Annotated in this window: 17 protein-coding genes; 9 read left to right on the top strand and 8 right to left on the bottom strand. The window is 37.0% G+C overall.

What is annotated here, in order from left to right:
• The first annotated feature begins 3 nt into the window (after positions 1–3).
• The gene (locus tag AAH582_RS10315; protein ID WP_343322062.1) at positions 4–4,806 is read left to right on the top strand and encodes a hypothetical protein; all 4,803 of its coding nucleotides are present in this window, start codon (positions 4–6) and stop codon (positions 4,804–4,806) included.
• A gap of 245 nt (positions 4,807–5,051) precedes the next feature.
• Positions 5,052–5,702, top strand: coding sequence for a hypothetical protein (locus tag AAH582_RS10310; protein ID WP_343322061.1), 651 nt, complete (start codon positions 5,052–5,054; stop codon positions 5,700–5,702).
• A 223-nt stretch (positions 5,703–5,925) separates the two neighbouring features.
• Here the strand turns inward: AAH582_RS10310 and AAH582_RS10305 are convergent, their stop codons facing one another.
• Both AAH582_RS10305 and AAH582_RS10300 read right to left on the bottom strand, forming a co-directional pair.
• Positions 5,926–6,096, bottom strand: a complete 171-nt coding sequence (locus tag AAH582_RS10305; protein ID WP_343322060.1) for a hypothetical protein — start codon at positions 6,094–6,096, stop codon at positions 5,926–5,928.
• A 55-nt stretch (positions 6,097–6,151) separates the two neighbouring features.
• The gene (locus AAH582_RS10300) at positions 6,152–7,285 is read right to left on the bottom strand and encodes a 2-isopropylmalate synthase (protein WP_343322059.1); all 1,134 of its coding nucleotides are present in this window, start codon (positions 7,283–7,285) and stop codon (positions 6,152–6,154) included.
• An 81-nt stretch (positions 7,286–7,366) separates the two neighbouring features.
• On the opposite strand from AAH582_RS10300, the gene AAH582_RS10295 reads away from it, so the two are divergent.
• The gene (locus tag AAH582_RS10295) at positions 7,367–8,143 is read left to right on the top strand and encodes an AraC family transcriptional regulator (protein WP_343322058.1); all 777 of its coding nucleotides are present in this window, start codon (positions 7,367–7,369) and stop codon (positions 8,141–8,143) included.
• Positions 8,144–8,198: 55 nt separating this feature from the next.
• On the opposite strand, the gene AAH582_RS10290 is transcribed toward AAH582_RS10295, so the two are convergent.
• The gene (locus AAH582_RS10290) at positions 8,199–8,585 is read right to left on the bottom strand and encodes a hypothetical protein (protein WP_343322057.1); all 387 of its coding nucleotides are present in this window, start codon (positions 8,583–8,585) and stop codon (positions 8,199–8,201) included.
• 651 nt (positions 8,586–9,236) lie between these two features.
• Here AAH582_RS10290 and AAH582_RS10285 point away from each other — a divergent pair.
• The 4 genes from AAH582_RS10285 (at position 9,237) to AAH582_RS10270 (ending at position 14,253) form a co-directional block, all read left to right on the top strand.
• Positions 9,237–10,004, top strand: a complete 768-nt coding sequence (locus AAH582_RS10285; protein WP_343322056.1) for a LuxR C-terminal-related transcriptional regulator — start codon at positions 9,237–9,239, stop codon at positions 10,002–10,004.
• Between the two features lie 174 nt (positions 10,005–10,178).
• Complete coding sequence (locus AAH582_RS10280) at positions 10,179–12,431, top strand: hypothetical protein (RefSeq protein WP_343322055.1); 2,253 nt, start codon at positions 10,179–10,181, stop codon at positions 12,429–12,431.
• Positions 12,432–12,450: 19 nt separating this feature from the next.
• Positions 12,451–12,876 carry a hypothetical protein gene (locus AAH582_RS10275; RefSeq protein WP_343322054.1) on the top strand — a complete coding sequence of 142 codons (426 nt, stop codon included), beginning with the start codon at positions 12,451–12,453 and terminating at the stop codon, positions 12,874–12,876.
• Between the two features lie 495 nt (positions 12,877–13,371).
• On the top strand, positions 13,372–14,253 hold the full coding sequence (locus tag AAH582_RS10270) for a DJ-1/PfpI family protein (RefSeq protein WP_343322053.1): 882 nt from the start codon (positions 13,372–13,374) through the stop codon (positions 14,251–14,253).
• A 266-nt stretch (positions 14,254–14,519) separates the two neighbouring features.
• Here the strand turns inward: AAH582_RS10270 and AAH582_RS10265 are convergent, their stop codons facing one another.
• From AAH582_RS10265 to AAH582_RS10255, 3 genes are all read right to left on the bottom strand, one after another.
• A complete protein-coding gene (locus tag AAH582_RS10265; protein ID WP_343322052.1) occupies positions 14,520–15,269 on the bottom strand; it encodes an SDR family oxidoreductase in 750 nt (249 codons plus the stop codon).
• Between the two features lie 27 nt (positions 15,270–15,296).
• Positions 15,297–16,838 carry a DHA2 family efflux MFS transporter permease subunit gene (locus AAH582_RS10260; protein ID WP_343322051.1) on the bottom strand — a complete coding sequence of 514 codons (1,542 nt, stop codon included), beginning with the start codon at positions 16,836–16,838 and terminating at the stop codon, positions 15,297–15,299.
• 148 nt (positions 16,839–16,986) lie between these two features.
• Complete coding sequence (locus tag AAH582_RS10255; protein ID WP_343322050.1) at positions 16,987–17,706, bottom strand: hypothetical protein; 720 nt, start codon at positions 17,704–17,706, stop codon at positions 16,987–16,989.
• Positions 17,707–18,605: 899 nt separating this feature from the next.
• Between AAH582_RS10255 and AAH582_RS10250 the strand changes: the two genes are divergently transcribed.
• Together AAH582_RS10250 and AAH582_RS10245 are read left to right on the top strand one after the other, a co-directional pair.
• Positions 18,606–18,950: an immunity protein YezG family protein gene (locus AAH582_RS10250; RefSeq protein ID WP_343322049.1), complete on the top strand. Its 345-nt coding sequence runs from the start codon at positions 18,606–18,608 to the stop codon at positions 18,948–18,950.
• Between the two features lie 68 nt (positions 18,951–19,018).
• A complete protein-coding gene (locus tag AAH582_RS10245; protein ID WP_343322048.1) occupies positions 19,019–19,162 on the top strand; it encodes a hypothetical protein in 144 nt (47 codons plus the stop codon).
• A gap of 6 nt (positions 19,163–19,168) precedes the next feature.
• Here AAH582_RS10245 and AAH582_RS10240 read toward each other — a convergent pair whose 3' ends face one another.
• Both AAH582_RS10240 and AAH582_RS10235 read right to left on the bottom strand, forming a co-directional pair.
• Complete coding sequence (locus AAH582_RS10240) at positions 19,169–20,221, bottom strand: DUF5694 domain-containing protein (protein ID WP_343322047.1); 1,053 nt, start codon at positions 20,219–20,221, stop codon at positions 19,169–19,171.
• Positions 20,222–20,455: 234 nt separating this feature from the next.
• Positions 20,456–21,172: an FAD-binding oxidoreductase gene (locus AAH582_RS10235; RefSeq protein ID WP_343322046.1), complete on the bottom strand. Its 717-nt coding sequence runs from the start codon at positions 21,170–21,172 to the stop codon at positions 20,456–20,458.
• Positions 21,173–21,286: the final 114 nt, after the last annotated feature.

Here is a 21,286-nt window from a genome sequence, read left to right as displayed (position 1 = left end):
AACATGAGCATTACTCTTCAACTGGCATATGATTCTTCTTTTATTGACCTAGTCAAACAGGAAGATCCGGACGGACAACTAAACTTCGATCTTAAGTTTTCGCTATTGTGCAATGGTAACTCCTACAGCAAAGATTCAATCATTGATGATGATAATATGGTTTCGCTGCGCGAGCAATTGCTTCCCTGGAATTGGTCTGAACAACCTTCATGTATTAGAATATGGAAGATTATAAATGGCACAGTCGACCCAGCATATATCGATTTTGAAATTGACCGAAACTCAATTTATGTTGGAAACGATAAGGATTTAATAAAAAGGTATTTCGAACACAGTATCGATTTTCAACTAAAAAAGATAGAAGATTTTCGTATTTCAATAAACGATCAAAATGCAAAGGTAATCGACATAAAAGAAGACTATTCAAGTGATAATGAAATAATTGAAGGAAAATCAATCCCTATTACAGCTCAGATGGCCCAGAAATTGCCACCCTTCAATGAAAGCTTGGGATGGTTGATCTTAATCAATGAGAAAATAGACAGCAAAAAGCAGGAAAAACTAGATTTTTTCACTGTTGATAGTCCTGAAGAGATAGAATTTGTCTGCTTGCCCATATCTAATGAGGCTACTTCAATTTGGTATCCCAAAAAAAATAAAGAGAATTATTTTATACCTGGGGAAAAAAATTATGTTATTGAGTATGACAAAAAAAGGCAACTAAGAGATGGTATAGAAATAGTATGCAAAGCTTATACTAAGGCTACCCCATATCCACTAGAAGACTATTCGGATAAAGACGGCATTGTTAACATCCGAACAGAAGGAAAATTTGAAGGTAAGGTAAAAATCAATGTAGAGCAAGACAATAATTGGAAAGTAAATTTTACAAAGGTTTTAGCCAATTTGCTTGACATCCGCGATTTTTTATTCGATAAAACATTAATCCATATAATTGAAAACAATGAACCGCTGTATAATGATTACATCAAAAATATTGATATCGCTAATCGTTATATTCTTTCGCCCTTGAGATATCTAACCTATTATTTGGATGCAATAAAACAAATCTATCTAGAAGGACAGGTCATCCAATCTAACTCAAATACGATACAAAATGATTTCGGCAAGCTTAAAACAGAGGTAGATGAGATGTTTGTTAATTTTCAGAGAAATATTGATTATCTCTCTAATTTAAACGACGAAAAAGAAACATTTCTGTACAACATCTTGGCACAGATCCCATTTGTCGATGATTATACAAGGGAGTTATCCAAAAATACTTTGTTCGAAGACGCCCACCGATTATATTCCAAATTATCTGATAGAACTGTTCAACATCATCTAATCTCGATTCTGTTTCAATTTAGCGAAAACCATTTAAAGCGATTTAGTTCGCCGAACGAGAATAGAAGTTATTTTATACAATTTACTGAAAATGAAATAAGCCTTATTGAACAAGATAACGATACGGTTGAACAGCTCGAAAAGCATGAACAACTGAATTTTCATACCCTCGATATGTATGACGAGTTTAATACGTTTTTGATTCTGAATAGTACCTGCAATGGAGAACCTTTACTCAATTACCTTTTAAAAGATGTGAAGGAATATTCTTCACAAAGTATTAATAAGAAAGTTCCACAATTAATTAATGCTATCTATTGCGATGAGGCGGTCATCATTACTCTTCCTGGAATCAAACCTAAAGATTTCACGATCAAATTTAACAGCTTCGACGATAAGCTTGTCCCTTTTCTAATTGAAGAAATTGATTCGTTGAGCAAGATCCCTTCCCAACCATCAAAGGAACAGCTCCCAATCCGCATTCAAATCGGAAACCCAAGTCATATCTCTACAAAAGCCACTAATATCCCTGATGACCTCGCCGATGAATTAAGTGGCTATATATTACTCAGTACACGTAGCAATAGCATCAACGTTGATGATAACTATGGGACGTGGAAATACCACAACTGGGCACAAGCTAAACTAAGTACAGAAGCCAAAGTACTTACAACATCTTTTTTAATTCCCAGCAATCTGCCAGAACAAAATGAGGTAAAACAAATTTTCCTAGAAATTAGTAATGATAGCGCATCTTTGGTTGCGAATTTAGAGGGAATATACAACGATATTTCCGCCGAAGGAGGAGAAATTTATAAAAGTCCGCAAATTGATTATCTTTTGCCGGCAAAGGATCCTGATCCTAAAAAAAGTGATACCACGCAATTCAATCCTTATGCATTACGCTACGGCTATTTTTATCGTTTTTCTGCATTTGCGATTTTAAATAGCGGTATCTTACCAGCGTGTTTAAGGCAAAACGAGATTTTGAATAAGCATAAAGATGAGATTGAATTTGAAGAAATACCTTCCGAAAAAATTCAATCATTTCATTATTTACGCACCAAAGCAATTGGGCCTCCAAATATTATATTAAATGATCCAAGTAGTACGAATACAATGTTCCCTAGCAGTTATCCTAAGGATCTTAACCCATTATACAATGAATTGTTTCAAACTAATATTGAGATAGACGATCCTCATAAAGAGGAAAATAATCGAAAAAATCCCATCATTATGGGAGAGAACTTTAATGAAGAGTTTGTCATAAAAATTAGAAAACCGCTGACCGATTTTTGGGATTGGTATTCATTTAAACCGATTGAGTATTCTCCCGAAAAAAACAGTCAAAATAAATATAGAATAGTCAGAGAATTAGAAAATAAAGTTGACAAAATCATTGAATATATAGATCCAAGTGTTTTAGACACCGTTCATATGGAGATCGAAGTGATCAATGATTTAGACCCGACTATCCCTTTAGAACTGTCACCCAAAAATATATTATACAAGGAAAACGAAATTGAACTTACCTTTAAATGGGGGAGCAAGATAGCCATTGATCCGATCAATAAAAAAGTGACACTTGCACAAGGTAAAATTTATAAAATTTCATTTTTTAATCTGATTGATGCCAAATATTTTGAAAGTGACAAAAATGGTCCCATCGGAAACTGTCAATTTAATTTAAATAGAAATTTTATACCTGATAAAGAATTACAGGAATCTGCTGGATTAATTAAGATAAAAAATGCTGAAAAAGAAATTGAATGTTATAAGGTTTCCAGAGACTATATAATCTTAGAAAGTGCTTATTGTAGCAAAAAACAAGATGACGAAGTTCAGGAACAGCTAAATCAAGAGAAAAAAAATCGACGACTATGGGAAAATATTAGAATTGATGAACAGGGAAATCATACGCAAGAAATTCTAAAAACGCCTTCTGTAAAAGTACTTCTCAATAACAGGGATTACAGCTGTTTTAGCAAGATCGAGGTACGTCATCAAAAATTAGACTGGCAGGGTAGGCAATCAAATATAGAACTTACTAATTTAGGTAGCAATGGTAATATAAATCCAATTGAAAATGCAGGTCTTTATTCTGCTACCGCCGCAATGAAACTAGACGCTTGGTGGAACTCTGAAAGGCCACATAATAGCGCTATGATTTCATACTCAAAATTATTAGCGTCAAAAGAGAACAAAGATAATATCATCCACGAATATAAGAATGTCATTGATAACCATGCAATGTTACTCAAGTATTCACTTACGCTATACAATCGCTACGAAACATTGGGCAAACCATACGATAACGATATAATTAGCAGTCAGATTAATATCGAAACCTTCGAAAAGAAAAGATATTACCCTTGGAAATTTTACCTCAAAAAGTCAAAACGAACAGAACAGCTCCCGGCGCCTTCTGTACGATTCTATATTCCTCTTACTGGCTCTATTAAAGAAACAGGCGAAATTGTCGATCTCAACATCGCGGATGTGATGCTCGTTTTAGATGATGTTTGGTACAAGGAAGCCGGGTTGGCTCAAAAGTTTAGTCTTGGAATTGTACAAACAAAAGATCCGAATGCCGAAAATATTTATCCCGAAGCAGGATATGACCCGACTCTTTCCCTTGAAAAGACTATTGCTGTGGATACAACAGAAGAAAACAATATCGATTATTTAATTCTAGAAGATGAATTTATTACAGGTCCCTTAGGTTTCACTTTTGACTTTGTAGCAACAAATCCAAAAGTCAATTCAACTTCTTTCGTGATTTCCGGGAATGGCTTAGCTTCGCATATTGGAAATAGTTATAATATTAAAGACCCTTTCTATCCCTTATTTAAGCTTGCTGTACGCAGCGAAATACATTCTAAACTCCATGAAATAGCTCCACCTAGTAGTGAAGAAAATAAAGAGCGGACAATTTCCAGCAAATGGAGCAGCGCACAATGGGTACAATTTTTAAAAGCTGTCGACTCTTTTGTACCGAGCGACTGGAGAAATGATGTGCAAAAGGACGGTTTCGTAAAAATAATTAGTGGGGATATCAGAAAAAAACTCAACTTATCTGTTTTAAGCATATTTGGAAGCGTATTTAATGATAATCATAACTGGTACCTTATATTATCCAATATAGAAAGTAACATTGGTGGACTCCCAATTGAGCGATATTATAATACTTACCTGATAGATGATAGTACAAATGAAAAAGAGCTTCCATCGGTGCACAACCAAAATAGGCTAACTGATTTTAAAGAAGGGTATGCGAGAATAATGGTTGTTAGGAAATCAGTAGAACACTGCAATGACCCCGAAAAAAATATATGGGAAGAGCTATTTGGAAAACAAACTTCTTTACAGGAAGAAATAAAATATTTTGTCCAAAATGACAATACACTCGCTAAACCTATTATTACAGAAAGAATACCTTTCAGGGTTTCAAATAATTGAAATCTTTCATAAAAACAGAAAATTGCAAACATTGTCATAATTTTTAAGACAACAAATGTATAATACACAATAGATCCACAGAATCAAACATTTAAAATCATTACCGTTGGATGAAATCCGTATATAAATGAAGAATAATTTGACAGATGATATTATGAAAAAGACATGCAATAAAAAGGTTTACCTAGCTAATGCTATTAAGAATTAAATAACTAATACCCAAATCATATTTTATAAAACTATTTATGAATTCATTAGACACCACAGGAACCTTGAGCTCTACTCCTGCTCAATCGACGACAGCAACGGGAACGCGACCAACAACTGCAGTAAATCAGCCAGCAGCATATTCATCACAAACCTCCATTGCCGAGGGTCAGCAGGCTTTAACAACAACGCATCCTGTCACAACGACAACGCTACCATTAACAAAGATAACGCTAGCTGAAAAATGGGTTGCTCTTACACCGATTTTACTTTTTGTTCTAATTTTAATGTTCATCTTTAGAAAACTAAGACAAGACAATGTTTCTCTTAAAGATCTACTACTAGACAAAGATATTGTTGTAGAAATAGAAGAAGAGCGAACAAAGCAAATTTTAGCATTTAATCAATCTTCCCTCATTCAGAGCCCTGATGCAGTAAAAGCTTTTGAAGCATTTGCAAACAATGGCGATCCGGAAAATGAAAAAAATAACACTAGTGTAAGCAGGTTTCTTGCAGTCATAAGTGGACTCGTATCTACAGGAATTGCTTGTACAATAACAACATTTTTTATGTGGAACTATTTTGATAATGGAGCGAAAGATTTGAACTTAAATGAACTTTTAACTGTACTACTATCATTAGGGATTGGCGTAATTCCTTACGCATTCAATAAAATTGCAAAGAAATAGCCCCTTTAAATTCTAAAATAACTTCACCTTGAAAATAAAACAGGTGAATGTAAGAGGTATGTGAGAGATACCGAAAAGTCTGGTGTCGTGTTGAAGCGGAAACATGTCTTACAAAAAAATGGGCTGTATCAAAATAGCTGATACAACCCATTCGTGAATTACCAGTTCATGAATAATTAAGAGCAATAAGTTATCTCAAAAAAAGGCAACAGAGCATAAGCAACTACAGCTCTACGATCTCTCCAATCCCATTTTTAACTCCGCTTAAAGGATGCCTGCCAGGAATATGCCAATTCACATCGGCATGGAATATATCCTGCAATTCATCGATTGAATTGCTCAAATATGCATCGAAAAATTTGTTTACTACAACTAAGTTTGGATGTTCATTCATGATATTTTAAAATATAATTGTAATTATTGTTCCATACACCGGGGGTGTTGTACACCTAAACCAAATGCCGGAGGTCGCTATCTTCAATAAAACGTTTCTGATCTGCCAAAACAAGAAATCGGCTATAGATATTTTCAAAATGGTCAGCCGGGAAATCTATTTTCATATTTTTTAACCGATCTTTTAATGCTGCACGTCCACTCCTCGCCGATAAAAACAACTCGGGCAACCTCCCCCCTATGATTTGGGGATCAATAATTTCATAGTTTCTACGGTCTTTCAGCACGCCATCCTGGTGGATACCGGAGGAATGCGCAAAGTCATTTTTCCCAACAATGGCCTTATTGGCCTGCACAGGATTTGACATCGCCCGTTCTACCATACTGCTTAGTTCTACAATATATTTTGGATCAATTCCGGTCGCCATCCCCAGATCTTTCTTTACAATGAGTGTCAAAATAATTTCTTCCAAGGCAGCATTTCCTGCACGTTCTCCCACACCATTAATCGTTCCTTCCACCTGAAGTGCGCCTGCCATTAGCCCAGCTATACTATTCGCTGTAGCCATACCTAAATCATTATGACAGTGGACAGAAAGAATTGCGTTCTCTTTTTCCCTTCTATTTTGATTCACATAGGCTATCTTTTCAAAGTACTCGAAGGGTGTACAAAAACCATTGGTATCAGGAAGATTCACAACTTTCGCCCCCGCTTCAACCACTGTATTGGTCATTTGAACCAAAAAATCGTTGTCTGCGCGGCCAGCATCTTCGGCAAAAAATTGTACTTCATCACATTTATCCGACGCATACGCCACCATTTCGTAAGCTTTCGCCAAGATTACCTCACGGGTAGTATTAAACTTATGTTTAATATGAATGTCCGATGTTCCAATTCCGAGCTGAATCCGTGCTACCTTTGCCTTACTCAAGGCCAAAGAGGCCTGTTCAATATCTGTCCTGTTGGCCCTAGCCAATGCGCAGACGGTTGCCTTTTTTACCAGCTTACAAACCTCTGTGACTGCCTTAAAATCTCCAGGTGAACTTATTGGAAACCCTGCCTCAATCACATCTACTCCCATTGCATCTAGTTTTTCTGCAATTTCTAATTTATCATTCAGTGTCAATTGGCAGCCCGGGCCCTGTTCTCCATCACGTAAAGTAGTATCGAAAATCTTAACTTGTTTCATAGTCAACTTATTGTTATAGATCAAAAGTACCAGAACTATAAAATTTAATATATTTGAAAATAAAACAATTGTTATTCAATAATGCCAAAATCCACCATTCCCTTCGTTCAATGTGCCAAGAACTTCCGCGATGGGACAATTGAATTACGTAACTATGGTCAATTCAATACAGAAATGCATGCTCATGAACAAGTACAGGTACTTAGCCCAACAAATGGTACTCTCTTTATCTATACAGAAAAAGCCAGTTTCTGTGTACCAAGTACTTTCTTTGTATATATCCCAGCACATGTCCCGCACAAGCTCATTTCCCGCTCACAGCAACTGTCAATAAAAACCATTTTTGTCGATATGAACAATATGCACGAGGAAGTTAAGGTGTATCCATCAAATGAATTGTTGAATCATTTTTTGCTTTTTGGCCAGCAACATTGGAAGTTGAAAGACCACGACACGTTGACCGCGTCCACCTTGGAGGCCTTTAAGTCTATGCTCCCTATACTATTGGCAAAGCCGATCCTGTTGCAAATCACGCCTGCAAAAAGTGAATTGATGATCCAGGTATGCACGTATATCCTCCAACATCTCGACAATAAATTGTCAATCGCTGAGCTTAGCGCTAATTTTTTTCTTTCGGAGCGAACACTTTTCAGGCAGTTTAAGGAAGAAATGCGGATCACCATATTCCAGTTCATAAAACAGCATAGACTTCTAAAGGCACTTCAATTATTGGAAAATAAGGATATGCATATCGCTGAGATTGTTTATCAAATTGGCTATGAAAGTGTACCGAACTTTTCCAATCTATTCAAAGAATATTTTGGACTGTCACCACAGCAGTATAGAGCGAGACTATAAAAATAATCTTATTGAATATATCTTCTATCTACTTCTAATTCGAATCGTGAAAACGTTACATCTTCTGCGCCAAAGGCCCATCTTTAGTGACCAGACTAGACCAACCGGGACACGATCCCACGGTTAGCTTTGCAACCAATCTGGAAGCTATAAATATATTAGCCTCTGTTTCTTCACAAAAATCCCAAGTGACTTCAACAGGCGACCATGCGTCAAATGGTTCAAGGTTTTCTTTAACAAACTCCACAGGATTTAAAAACGGTAGATTCTCCTTTTTATGCCATTCAGGTTCGCTAGGAGTAGGAACGCTATTGTATAACCATATATCTCCAACTATTTTACTCTCTATCAATAAGTATGCATAACAAACCTTATCATCATCTTCGATAAGTACAGCGAATTCTGGACGATCATTTGATACATATCTTGTTAAACTTCCCATAGAATATCTAATTTAAACAAAAAAATTTGTACTCTTAAAGGGTCTGCTAATTCATTAATTAACGCACTTTCGATAACACTTGATTTTGCTGTGGCAACAATGTCCATAGCATACATTCGCGGATAAACTCTTATCATCCGAATTCATTTTGCTTGCGTACATGTTTAGTACCCTGAAAGATAAGAACATCCATTTTGTCCGAAATAAATTTCTTTTTTATAATATACAATTTTTTGTATCTGTTTTGAAAATTCTTTATATTAAAGAAACCAATTAACCGCCCTTAGCAGAAAGGAGTTTATATGCCTTAATTTTATCGTCTACTGTTAGAAAAAAATATGAAAAGTGTCCCCAAGTTTGATCACTAAATAGTGAATCAATCAGGTAGTCTATTGATATCAATTAAAAAAATCATGTTGAAATTTGGAACAATTCCAGCAGTAGCTTATTTATACACATTTGCAAAATAGAAATTTCGCTAATGTTGACCATTTTAGTTATATTTTCTATAGGGTAGCCTGCGAAGGGGGGAGCATTCAATCCTTATGCGGAATAGAAAAGTCTATTAACAAGATAGTTTCCCATGTTTATCGGATTGAAAAAGAAAGAAAAAATTTGCAGATAAATTCGTAAAGGAACACAACACAGACCATGAGAAACAGAATTCTACTTTCTGCCCAAAAACTTTGGGATACCGTAGTGCATGACAAAACATTTCCCAGTAAACAACTGTTAATCGGACAACTGGAACAGTACAAAAAATTGCTCAATATTTTTCAGGTTGGCGATTACTACTATCTTCTTTTCAACATTATGCAAGGAGAAATAGTGGATATAGGAAAAGATGTAACCAATGTATTAGGTTATGAACCCGCTGAGGTTACAATGCAGCTCTTTACGGACAACATCCATCCGGATGACAGGGCCTGTTTCCTGCACTTTGAAGAGAAAGTAATTTCATTTTATAACTCTGTTTCCATCGAAGAATATCCGTATTATAAAGTGCAATATGACTTACGACTAAAAACAACCGCTAACAAATACAAACGTATTCTAATCCAATACATCCTGGTAGATTATAACGAGTTAAATGTTTGCCAAAGCTTTCATGTCCATACAGATATTTCACATATAAAGCCCACAGGCGAGCCTTGTTTTTCGATTATCGGAATCGAAGGCAGGCCTTCTTACTACGATATACGGGAGCCAATTTTGGTAAAATCTTTCGACATGTTTACCCGGAGGGAACGGGAAATCCTAAAAGAGATAATAGAGGGAAATACAAGTAGGCAGATTGCCGATAAGCTATTTCTTAGCGTTTTTACTGTTGATACACACAAGAAAAACATTTTAAAAAAAGCGCAGGCACATTCTTCTGTTGAGCTTATAAGCAAGTCCGTAAGAGAGGGATGGATATAAAAATGGACAAAGATTAAATAGAAAATACCGAGAACTCGGTATTTTTTTTTGCTTTTGGCTTAGATAAATTTGCTGTATCAGTATAAGCCAAAAGAGGGAATCCCAGCATTAGCCAACGTTTTTTAATAAAACCGAATAGTTGAAATTATTCATCAAATAAAACACAACCTAGTTATGAAAAGAATTTACATTTTTTTGATGCTGTTATTAAGTAGTTCGCTTTCTTTCGGGCAAGGGGGAGAAATAATTTACAAGGATGGTGGAATTATATTTAGCTATTCCTACAAACGTGCGGGAACTTATAAAAGCAAGGATTATATGGGGTCCAGCGGATATGGAACTTGTGAACAACAAATAAATATATTCTATGTCACGGTCAAAGTTAAAAATAATACTCCTGAACTGGCAACCTTTAGAGATTCCTATATAGAAATTATTGGTAGCGATTATAAAGCGCCAGATTGTAAACAAATAACTCGTACTTATAACGGTTGGCCAATGGTTTTTCCTTCTAATCCTACAGCCACTTTTATGGATTTGGGAGCGGGGCGGGAATACCAGAATACCATTGAATGCATTACTGTTGGTAAAGATGAACCTTATGTCGGAAAATCCACTAGGATTGAGCGTGGAGAAAGACCCTATGTCAAGCCTGAGTGGGGGGAATGGAAAACTTTCACAGGTACTGATTGTAATACGAATATACTGTATAAGGTTCTGCACGGAGGTAACGGCTGGGGCGGGCAGACTGATTTTTTCGAGGTAAAAAGCAATAATGACAGAACGGTTTCATTTGTATTTCAATTGTTAGATGCCAATGGTCGAGTTCATTTTGGGGATACTCATACAGTAAACCCAGGTGAAACGATTAAATTTGAGCATAAAATGCAAAATAATGTCCGCATTACATCATACCGTTTGGATAAACTAATTTATGTTTCTACAGGAAAACCGGTATGTGGGACCTCTCAAGAAGAGGAACTGCTGTCATTAAAAAAGAGAAGGTATGAGTTGTGCCAGGAATTAAGTACGGTACTTGGTAATAGGCAGAATGCAGTATTTGACAAGATTTGTAGAAATCTTAATAAAAGCTATGTTGAAAATGATATAAACCAATTAAAAAATGAGGTTAATGAATTGGAACAGGAACTGCGATATCAAAAAGGCGTGGCGCCCCAGCGTGAAACTCAACAAGACCTGGAAAAACAAAGAAATGAACTTTGTAACGAGCTTAGTGCACTTGTTCAGAAATCGGGCAAACCAAGTCAAGTGAACGAAGACCTTTGCCTTTCAGGCGTTCATTTGCCAGGTAGTTTACAACAAGATATAAATACGCTAAAAACCGAAATAGCCAGGCTAAAAACGCTAGATCGAGAGGAGGAAAAACGAAACGATGAACAATTGCGTAAACAACAGGAAGAACAGCGTCGCGCTGAAGAACAACAAAATCGGTTTGACAATTATATAACCCAAGGCGACAAGGCCTACGCGGACGGGAATTATGACAGTGCAATGAGTCTCTATTCGGAAGCGCAAAATATAGCGTTAAATGACACGCAAAAACAGACTGCTTCTGAAAAATACAATCGGGCATATGAAGCTAAACGGACTGCTGCCAGACAAGAAAGATTAGCTGTTCAGGAAAAACGGGATGCAAATGAAGATTTGGCCTATACCAGTTTAGCATCAGGGACGATCGGTATCATGTCATTGATTAATGATCAATATACAAACAAAGTATCATCCGGTAAAGTTCAGGTAGGTTTGGGTTATGAGCAAATGCCTATAATAACTAATCAAAACAATTCGTATTCGGCTCCTGCCTCGTATGCGGATAAGACAAGCTACCCACTTGTTTACTTTGGATTGAATTTAGAATTCCTCAACAATAAACCGGTAAATCTCCATGTTCGTCCTCTTGTGTCAATTGGTATCAATGCTTTTTCAAAGGGAACCAGCGGCACACACACCGCAACAGGGATTGAGGGCGGTATACGGTTTTGGTATAAATCGCAGACTAGATTTAAGTTTTTTGCTGATTTTGGTTGGTATAATCGTGTTGGGGACAAAACTGCTGATAAAGATGCTCAGTCCGGTGGGGCTACTACCACCGATGAAGTGAGGGAAGGAAAATACAGTTACCATGTGTTGCGTTATGGTGGCGGACCTATGTTACATTGGCGTCATCACGGCCGTGAATCATGGTTAAAACCGGGGATTTATTTTGAACAATTTACATTTGCCAAACATCACAAACCGACAATGTCATTTGGTTTAAGTGCTAATATAGAAAGCGAAATCATTTTGGAAGGGACATACAGCAAAAATTATCCAGTAGCTGGAAATCTTCAATATCCTAATGCGTTTACGTTCGCTAATCAAGATTATTTTTCGATTAAAATAATCAGGCAAGGAAAACTTTGGTAAACTTTTAAAAACGATAATTATGAAATTAATTATAATAACGGCAGCAATATTTGGACTTCTGTTTTCCTGCAATGAAGATTCATTGGTAGAGGGGTATAACACTAATAATGAAGATAGAGGTAATATCATAGGACAATGGGAGCTTACACATACGTCAGGATTTACTAATGGTGTTGAAACTTTCTCGACCGATATTGTGCCTGATTGCCCCACTAAAAAAGATTATGAAGAGTTTAGATTAGATGGAACAGGAAGGTATTATGATTTTGATAAAAGCTGTGAAGATAAAGGGCATGATTTAAAATGGTCAAAATCAGGCAATATAATTAGTTATGGTTCGGGTGGATTTACCGAAGAGATATTATTGCTGGATAAAACGACTTTGAAGGTTAAATGGAAGGGTTCAAACACAGTTTATTATATAGATACCTATAAAAAAAGATAGCTACTACAATATAAATGTATGGTCGGGATACTATTGTGTTTGCTTTAGGCTATCTTTGCGGCACATGAGGTTCCCCGGAAGAAACAGGGAACCTCAATTCTGACTACTCGGACGAGAAAATAAAACTCTTGCGCCTGAGAGGAAATTTTACTGTCGGAGATGCTAATTTCTGCAACTTGTTTTTAACGATTCACTGACATAACCTACTTGATTTCCCACGAAGTTATTTTGATCGAAAGACCCAAAGGATCTTAATAAATACATTTAGGACGCCAATATCTCATCCCCAAAATTCTTAGAGTTTAAAATCGACGAATAACCAATACTTTTCTATCATTCCCTCAGCTTCTTTACGTACCACTTTTCACAAATATTTTTTAGGCGAAACAGCATGGGTTTTGATATTGTTATCTCTTAAAGATTTTATAAAATATGTAAAGATTGACATTCGAAGCTTATGAATAGCATGAATGACAAACCCTAAAAAATATTACTATGTCATTATTTTCAAACGATTTGAGCAAAGAACCCGTATTTGACGGCATTGGTTACGAACCTTCTTTTTTTTCAAGAAAGACGATGGTTGCGGCCAAGACAAATTACAGCAAAAAAAAGTACAGTGATGTTAACAAGGACACCCGAAAAAAGATTCTCGTACTTTGCACAGAAGAACGGTATATGATCATGAAAAATGGAAAGAAATTTTCAACAGGCAATCATCCGGTCGAAACACTTGTTCCCATTCTTCATTTCGTACAGGCTGGATTTGAGGTTGACTTCTATACACCAACCGGTGCTCCTGTAAAATTCGAAATGTGGGCTATGCCGTACGAAGATGAAAACATCGGTAACATCCTCGACAAGTATAATACACAATTTTCAAACCCGCACAACCTACGGCATTTTATAGCTGATACGAACAAAGGATACGTTGACTACGTTGCCGTTTTTATTCCAGGTGGACATGGCGCAATGCTCGGGCTACCTGAAAATAATGATGTAAAAGAACTTATCAAATGGGCAGTAACTGAAGATAAATATCTCTTGGCAATCTGCCATGGCCCCGCAGCGCTCTTAAGCGCAGCAGATTGCGGAGACGATGAGTTTCCCTTTAAGGGGTATAAGATCAATTCGTTTCCCGATGAAATGGATAAAACTTTGCCAGAAAGTGGATACCAGCCGGGCGAGATGCCCTGGTTTTATGGCGAAAAACTCAAACAACTTGGGGTTGAAATCTTGAATAAAAAAATTGCCGGCGATTGTCACGTTGATAGAAAACTGATTACTGCGGATAGCCCACTGGCGGCCGATAAATTCGGAAAACTCTGCGCAGATGAACTTCTCGCCCATGAAAAATCAAAATTGGAAAATGGATAGGCGATTTTTTTCAAATAAAAAGCTCCCTTATTAACCGATAAGGGAGTCTTTTTTGGCTAGATGTCCGCTTGAGCCAAATGTTAAACCGGCTTTGGGCATTGCTCTAATTTAAAGTTAGGTATATTTCTGGATTTCAGCTTATTCTTTCGTTAATAAAAGGGCTATATCCTGTTTTGCAAGCACAGGTGTCAAATATGCAAAATCTTCCTTTGAAGCTTTGCTTCTGTTATACAGCTTATTTCGCTTTATAAAAAGTTTCACTTAAATTACTTGCTGCTCGGATTCATCATTTTCAATGCTTCTGCTGGGTTGGAAAGATAACTGCGGTAAATGTCATCGGTCTTCCCTACCCTGATTTCAAGTTCATCATCGCTGAATCCCTGAATAAAACGTGTAGCTACTTCAGACGCGGGAATACCATTTTGTCCACCAATGGGTGCCGAAAATTCGGTATCAACTAAGGGCGGCATAAGTTCAAAGACCTTTACTGTCGAAGAGATGTTATCGAGCGCTATTCTTAACGACTGTGTATAAGAATGCAGAGCAGCCTTACTTGCTGAATATGTTGCAAGGCCTCCCGGCACATAAGCAACAACAGAAGAAACGTTAACTATTGCCGATTCTTTTTTGGCTTGAAGCAAAGGCAAAAGCTTCTCATTTAGTCGGATTATGGATAAGTAATTGGTAAGCATTTCTTCGCGCGCTTTTTCCTCTGCGTTTATATTTTCTGTTAACAGATTATAAACATGTGCTGCACCTGCATTATTGATCAATATGTTAACATCGCTGTGTTTGCTTTGAATTTCTCTTATCAGAGCGTCGGTATCTTCCGGTTTTGAGATATCACACTGAATTCCTATGGCGCCGGGCAAAAGTTGTAAAGCTTTATCTAACCGTTCTTTTGTACGGCCTGTTATAATCACTTTATTTCCATATGCTGCAAATAGCTTGGCAAGTTCCAAACCTATTCCGGCGGTACCGCCAGAAATAATAACCGTGTTGTTTTTTGTGTTCATATTTCTTATTTTTTGAGATTAATTTTGTTAATGATCAGCTGCTGCCACCACAATTTTTTTATTGCTTTTCCGCATCGAGAAAAATAACAGCAGAGGTAGTGATAGTGCAAATGCCGCACCGATGAAAAGATAGGCGTCGATGTAACTTAACATGAAAACCTGTTTTTGCGCAATCATATCCATTAGACCGATGGCCCGATGCTGTGCATCATCATGCCCAAAACCTTTGGTTTGAAAAAGAGCTGTATACTTATCCAGTCTTTCTACCACTGAATTATTTGTGTAGGTGATGTTTGAAACTAAATCCGACCTGTGCTGAGCCATTCTTCTGACAATAAACGTATTGATGATAGAAATACCAAAAGAGCCGCCCAGCTGCCTCATCATATTATTTATGGCTGTTCCCTGTGGTATATCTTCGGGTCTTAATGACGAAATAGCAAGCGTAGAAAGAGGAACTGTCAGCAATGCCATCCCCAGTGCCCTAAAAATTAAATTAACTGATATTGTTGTGAACGGGACTTCTAGAGTTACCCTTGACATCGACCAATTGAAATAGATGAAGCAACAGAAGCCGATGAATACAACTAATGCAGGTGGTATACCCTTCTGTAGCACACGCCCTGTAATTATCAGCGCAAATACGGCTATGATAGATCCCGGAAGGAGCATTAAACCAGCCATTGATGGGGTAAACTGTAAAAGCCGCTGAGCAAATACTGGAGTCAGATAAATAGAAGTAAACATCCCCATACCGGTAATAAAAGTGAGCAACGCAGAAATACTTAATGAAGGGGATCTTAAAATAGATAATTTCACCACAGGATGTGCTGTGGTAAGTTCCCTGTAAACAAAAAGAAGAAGTGAAAGAAATGCAATAACTGCAAGTATGGTGATATACCGGGTTTCAAACCAATCTTCTGTTTCCCCACGTTCAAGAATGGTCTGTAAAGAACCAATCCCTGCGATCAATAATAAGATTCCTGCCCAGTCTATTTCTTTGACCTTTTTTCTGGTTGGAGATTCCGGAAGTATCCGATAACAGATAATAGCAGTAATGATACCGATAGGAATATTAATATAAAAAATCCATTCCCAGGAAAAGTTATCAATTATGTGTCCGCCAAGTGTTGGCCCGATCGTCGGTCCGATAAAAACACCGATACCGAACAGGGCACTCGCGATATTTTGTTTTTCTTTTGGAAAGCATTCGTAGACCACCGTCGCAGAGACAGAGAGTAATGCCCCCCCGCCGATACCCTGAAAAAAGCGAAAAGCCACCAATTCCCAAATACCGGAGGCGTTGCCACACATAAAAGAACATAATGTAAACAGTATAAGAGATCCAATATAGTAGTTTCTACGCCCCAGGTTATTCACAAGAAAACCGGTCATCGGAATAATGATAACGTTTGCGATGCCGTAAGAAGTCACAACCCAGGAAGTATCTTCCAATGTTGCACCCAAGCTTCCGCTCATATGATTGATTGCCACATTGACAATGGATGTATCAATCAATTCCATGATAGCCGCTGATATAACAGTAATGATCAGGAGTATTCTATTCATTTTTTTATTATTAAACCCTTAAGTTATAATATACCGATTGGTATATTATAACTTAAAAAAAATCCTTAAAATAGTTAAGGTTGTCTTGTATTGTTGTCCTGTTGCAAATGTAACCATTCCATCAGCCTTGGTTCAGCAAATTTGTGAACTACTTCAGCACAATATCCATGACATTAAGGATGACCAGAACTGGCTCAGGTTGAATACTCGTATTATCATCGTTACGGATAAACACCTGTCTTTTGGTTGGAAACTTGATACCTTGTACCTCTGTATAATCATATAGATAATGTGCACTTGCAACATTTTCGGAAATTTCCACATTATAATCGTGCCTGCGTATAAGTCCCGCCTTGTCGATGTAAAATGTCTGAATACGACTATGGCTTTCAAGTGTTTCAGGAAAAACAACTCGCAACCTACGGAACGTTTCACCGTCTTCTTCCCAAGCATCAATTTCGGTTACTTCAAAAATCGGATCCGCAAAGCAGAACGGTGCATTGAAATAAATCCAGATCGCATAACTTGCAAAATAAAATGTCTGTAGGCGCGTCCAAGGCGTTTCCCTCTTGTGGTTAAAAAAAGACTGCCTGGGACTGGGCAGTTCTTCAATTATTTCATTATCCAGTGTTAAAGCAGCAACATGATCAGGTTCAAACGACGTCTTCCAATCTGCATAGACCGGTTGAAAAGACGCAAATTGTCTTTTTGTATCTACAGACACATATGTATCGTTTATTATTCCTGACTGTTGTTTCCGAATCCAAGTTAGCCCATCGACTTTTAGATGTGCAGATATGTTAGTAAACATATTCCAATTTTGAAGGCCTCCATGTGCCTCGATCGTTAATTTTAAAAGATTGTTCATAAATTATTATCGCATTATTTTATAGCCATACGAAGTTGAAGCAGCATTTATGCATTCACTGATTCGGTTTAACACAATCAAGATGTTGCTGAAATGCTTCAACCGCCAATTCACTCTTGTCTGAATCGTACACAAATATATAAAAATATAATACCGTTCGGTATATCATTTTATATATATTTTCATTTACTAATTTGTGATACCACTTTGTAATGCCGCGACTTCAGTAATCAAGAGTTTTCATCCCCAGTATCGTGTTCTTGATTAAAATTGATTCGCGATATTTCTTTGATCTAAATTATATAGGCAAAGTACCCACGTTAAGGGGTTATCGTAGACATAAAAGGGTTATCTCCTCGGTATCGGAGTTATACTGGAAAGTCTTTCAAGCTGATTACTTATTGGAAACCGTAGGCGATTTAATCAATAGCCGTAATGCCCGCCTCCATAATATAATTATTTCTACACCTAACATAGATCTTTCTCTCTGATTTGAAAACCGGCAAAGTTTGCCTATGTTCAAACCGTTCTGAATATTTTGATAGAACTCGACAACTCCACATACAGCAGGACGTAATCAGTTGTATGTGTAAAACGTCAGTCAGCTCATAATAGCCAGAGGTCTCCTCATATTGTGGAAGGATCTTCAATCTGATAAAAATCTTGAAAGTTATATTTCATTTTAATATTTTGTATAGGCTTTTACAGCTAAGTCTAAAAGCGAGACTTGAAGAATGGTGTATGTTACCTGCCTCTTCCTCATCTCTCTTGCATAACCTTTTTTCAGGGAAGGTTGAAAATAAAGGAATTCTAAAGAAATAGCGGCCAGAATAATAATGTCGACTAAATAAGATTGTCTGCCATAAAGAAATACTCAGTTAAATAAATTTGAAACGATTATGAAAACAATTGATGATATTTATAGTACTATTGCCAGCAATATTAATTCTGTAATCAACGAAGAGTGGATTGCGGCAGCGTTAGACATAGAGGCTATTGGAGAAATGGTCAGTTTTACGGGAAGTTATGTCAATAAAAATGATCAAAAACAGCAACTTGACGTTGATCAGTTCGATTTCGGCTTAACATTTGATATTCTTGAACTTCAGAAAATAACAACGGAAGATGATAGAAACAAGTGGAATAGAGCTATTTTTTCCTTACAGTCAGACGGTGAGTTTGACATACAGTTTATCTGGGATCAGGAGCTCCATGATGAAGTAATAAGATTATCAAAAGGATAAAATTCAATACGAATAAAAGACTTCAAATTGAAATTGCAAATTATATTTCTTCAGAAAATTCAACTTTTATGACGGTAGATGAAATTTATTTAAACATTGGAAAAAGTATTGTAAATGCGATAAATGATGAAAAATGGAGTCGTGCAACATTAGATATCGAAGTTGTTGATGAAGCACTTGATGCAGAAATAACCAAATTATCAAAAGAATAGAGAAAGCTAGTTAACTTCATTGATGTTTCTCACTTTGACAGCAGGCATCGTCTTGAAAATATCCTCCATGTACTTTCTATGGTTGGCCCCAGCTAGGACTACAACTCTTTTGGCGCCTGCCATCTTAGCCCTGTTGACAACGTTATCGCACATTCCCTCATTTCTCATAATCCACCAATGTATTTTTGACAGCATATCTTCTTTGGGAAACTCATTCATATTATACATAACAGGCAAGTAAAAATCTCCCGAGGCGGAAATTTCGGCGGCCTCATCCGTGTTCAACCATTCCGTTATCATATTGGAAGACTTTTCGATATGAGCATATTTCTCAAAGCCTTTGTCAATAGCTATCAAAGCTGTTTTTAAATGATTTTTTGAAGAATCAACTATATTTTTACTGAACAAGGCAAACTTTGCGTCAAATGCTCCCCAAGATGCTTGCCAATTCAGATCATAGTCCTGGCAATCCATAGACATCAGTTCCTCGATGCCCAACTCCTGCATCATCGGGAAGGCGATATAAGCATACTCAGAAGTTTTTAGCCTTTTCATACTACGGCCTGTGGTATCTACACCAGGGCTAAGCAGTTTTTCGATATAGGTTTCAAGTTCGCTATTAGGATGATGACACAGAAAATTATACACCTGCCAAAATTGGTAATGCCCATTTGCCACATCTTGATCAAGATAATAGGCATGCGCTAAATCAGCTTTTACATGATAATCATGGGGTTGCAGCGTAGATCGTCTCTTCAAGCTGTCAATGGTATGCTGCAATAATACCTCTTTTATAGTTCGATTGCTTCTTAGTTTTTTTAGCCGATCGATATTTGGCTGTTTGCACCAATAATCCATCAGCAACCGCTCGTCCTCTTTACTCAAAAACTCACCAAAAAAGGCGTCAGGTTCAAATTTTCTAATTTTATGATGGATGCTAGAAAAATCCTGGACAGGATATTTACTGTAATCATGGGAAACTCCTATTAATAAGACCTCAATATCCTGTGCTTTGGCATTGATCGATATTAAGAAAAATAAATAAAAGAAATACTTCATATTTTGTGCCTTCTTGTTTCGTTCAGGTATTAGATGGTTCTTTTTTCAGCGTCGCACTTGATACTACAGTTTACAAATCCGCTGCCAGGCGCTTATGCCGTCTACAGAACTAAAAATACAAATAAATCCCTAAAGTTTAACCTCATCGGCAAAGCATTAAAGCCGCATAAAGCACAATATAGCCCGGATGTAAACACGATTCGCTCATTATTACCTATGATAAGTCCAAGCTATTTATAATCCCTTTTTACCTGCCATCCAGTAGCCGTGTAAATAAACGGTACCATTGGTGTTTTCTCTAATGATTTTTCTGAAGAGTTGAGCCGATTTTGCATTACCTGTCAACACGAACTTAGCTTCTTGCCAATCTGGAGTATCGATCACCGGCAGTTTGCCTACCCACTCCTGCTTGTTGGACAAAAAGTTTTTGGGAAATATCAGGCAGTTTTCCAAACCCAATAATTTTGGAACATCTTTGTTCTCTTCCTCTAATTCAAAAATAAACATAAACTGATGCTTGTTCTTCTTCAACATCGGAAGAAACGAACAAGCAAGTGCTAACGAAGTTTCATCGCCAAAAATGACAAACCTTTGCGTGGTTTTATTATAGTACCTACTTAACGCTCTTGGCTTATACATCACAATTTGATCGCCCACTTTCAAATCCGCCATAAGACGACTTCCACAACCTTTACCATTCAAATAAACGACGAAATCAAACAAGCCCTTTTCAGTATCTGCATGCGAAACGGTATATCTTCGAGCCTCTGTATCGTTAATCCTGAAGTCTATGAACGAACCGACCGTAAATTGTACATTTTTTAAATCCCCTTTAAAACAAATCTTCTTCACAGATTTTGACAAAGAGGCTGTTTCGACAACTTCCGTCGAAGGCAGCTTGGGCGTTAAGAATTCTAAGGTATCAAATAACCACTTTGGTGCACTTGGCATAGGATTTTATATTTTGTTCAAAGCAAAGTACAGCAGAACCGATCGTATAAAATAGAACGGAAAAGAGTAGGTATTGGATTAATCGTGGTTTTTGCCCACGAAATGGCAGAGCGT

Source organism: Sphingobacterium multivorum (assembly GCF_039511225.1).
In the GTDB taxonomy this organism is placed as follows: Bacteria; Bacteroidota; Bacteroidia; order Sphingobacteriales; family Sphingobacteriaceae; genus Sphingobacterium.
This window is presented reverse-complemented; position numbering and strand designations above follow the sequence as displayed.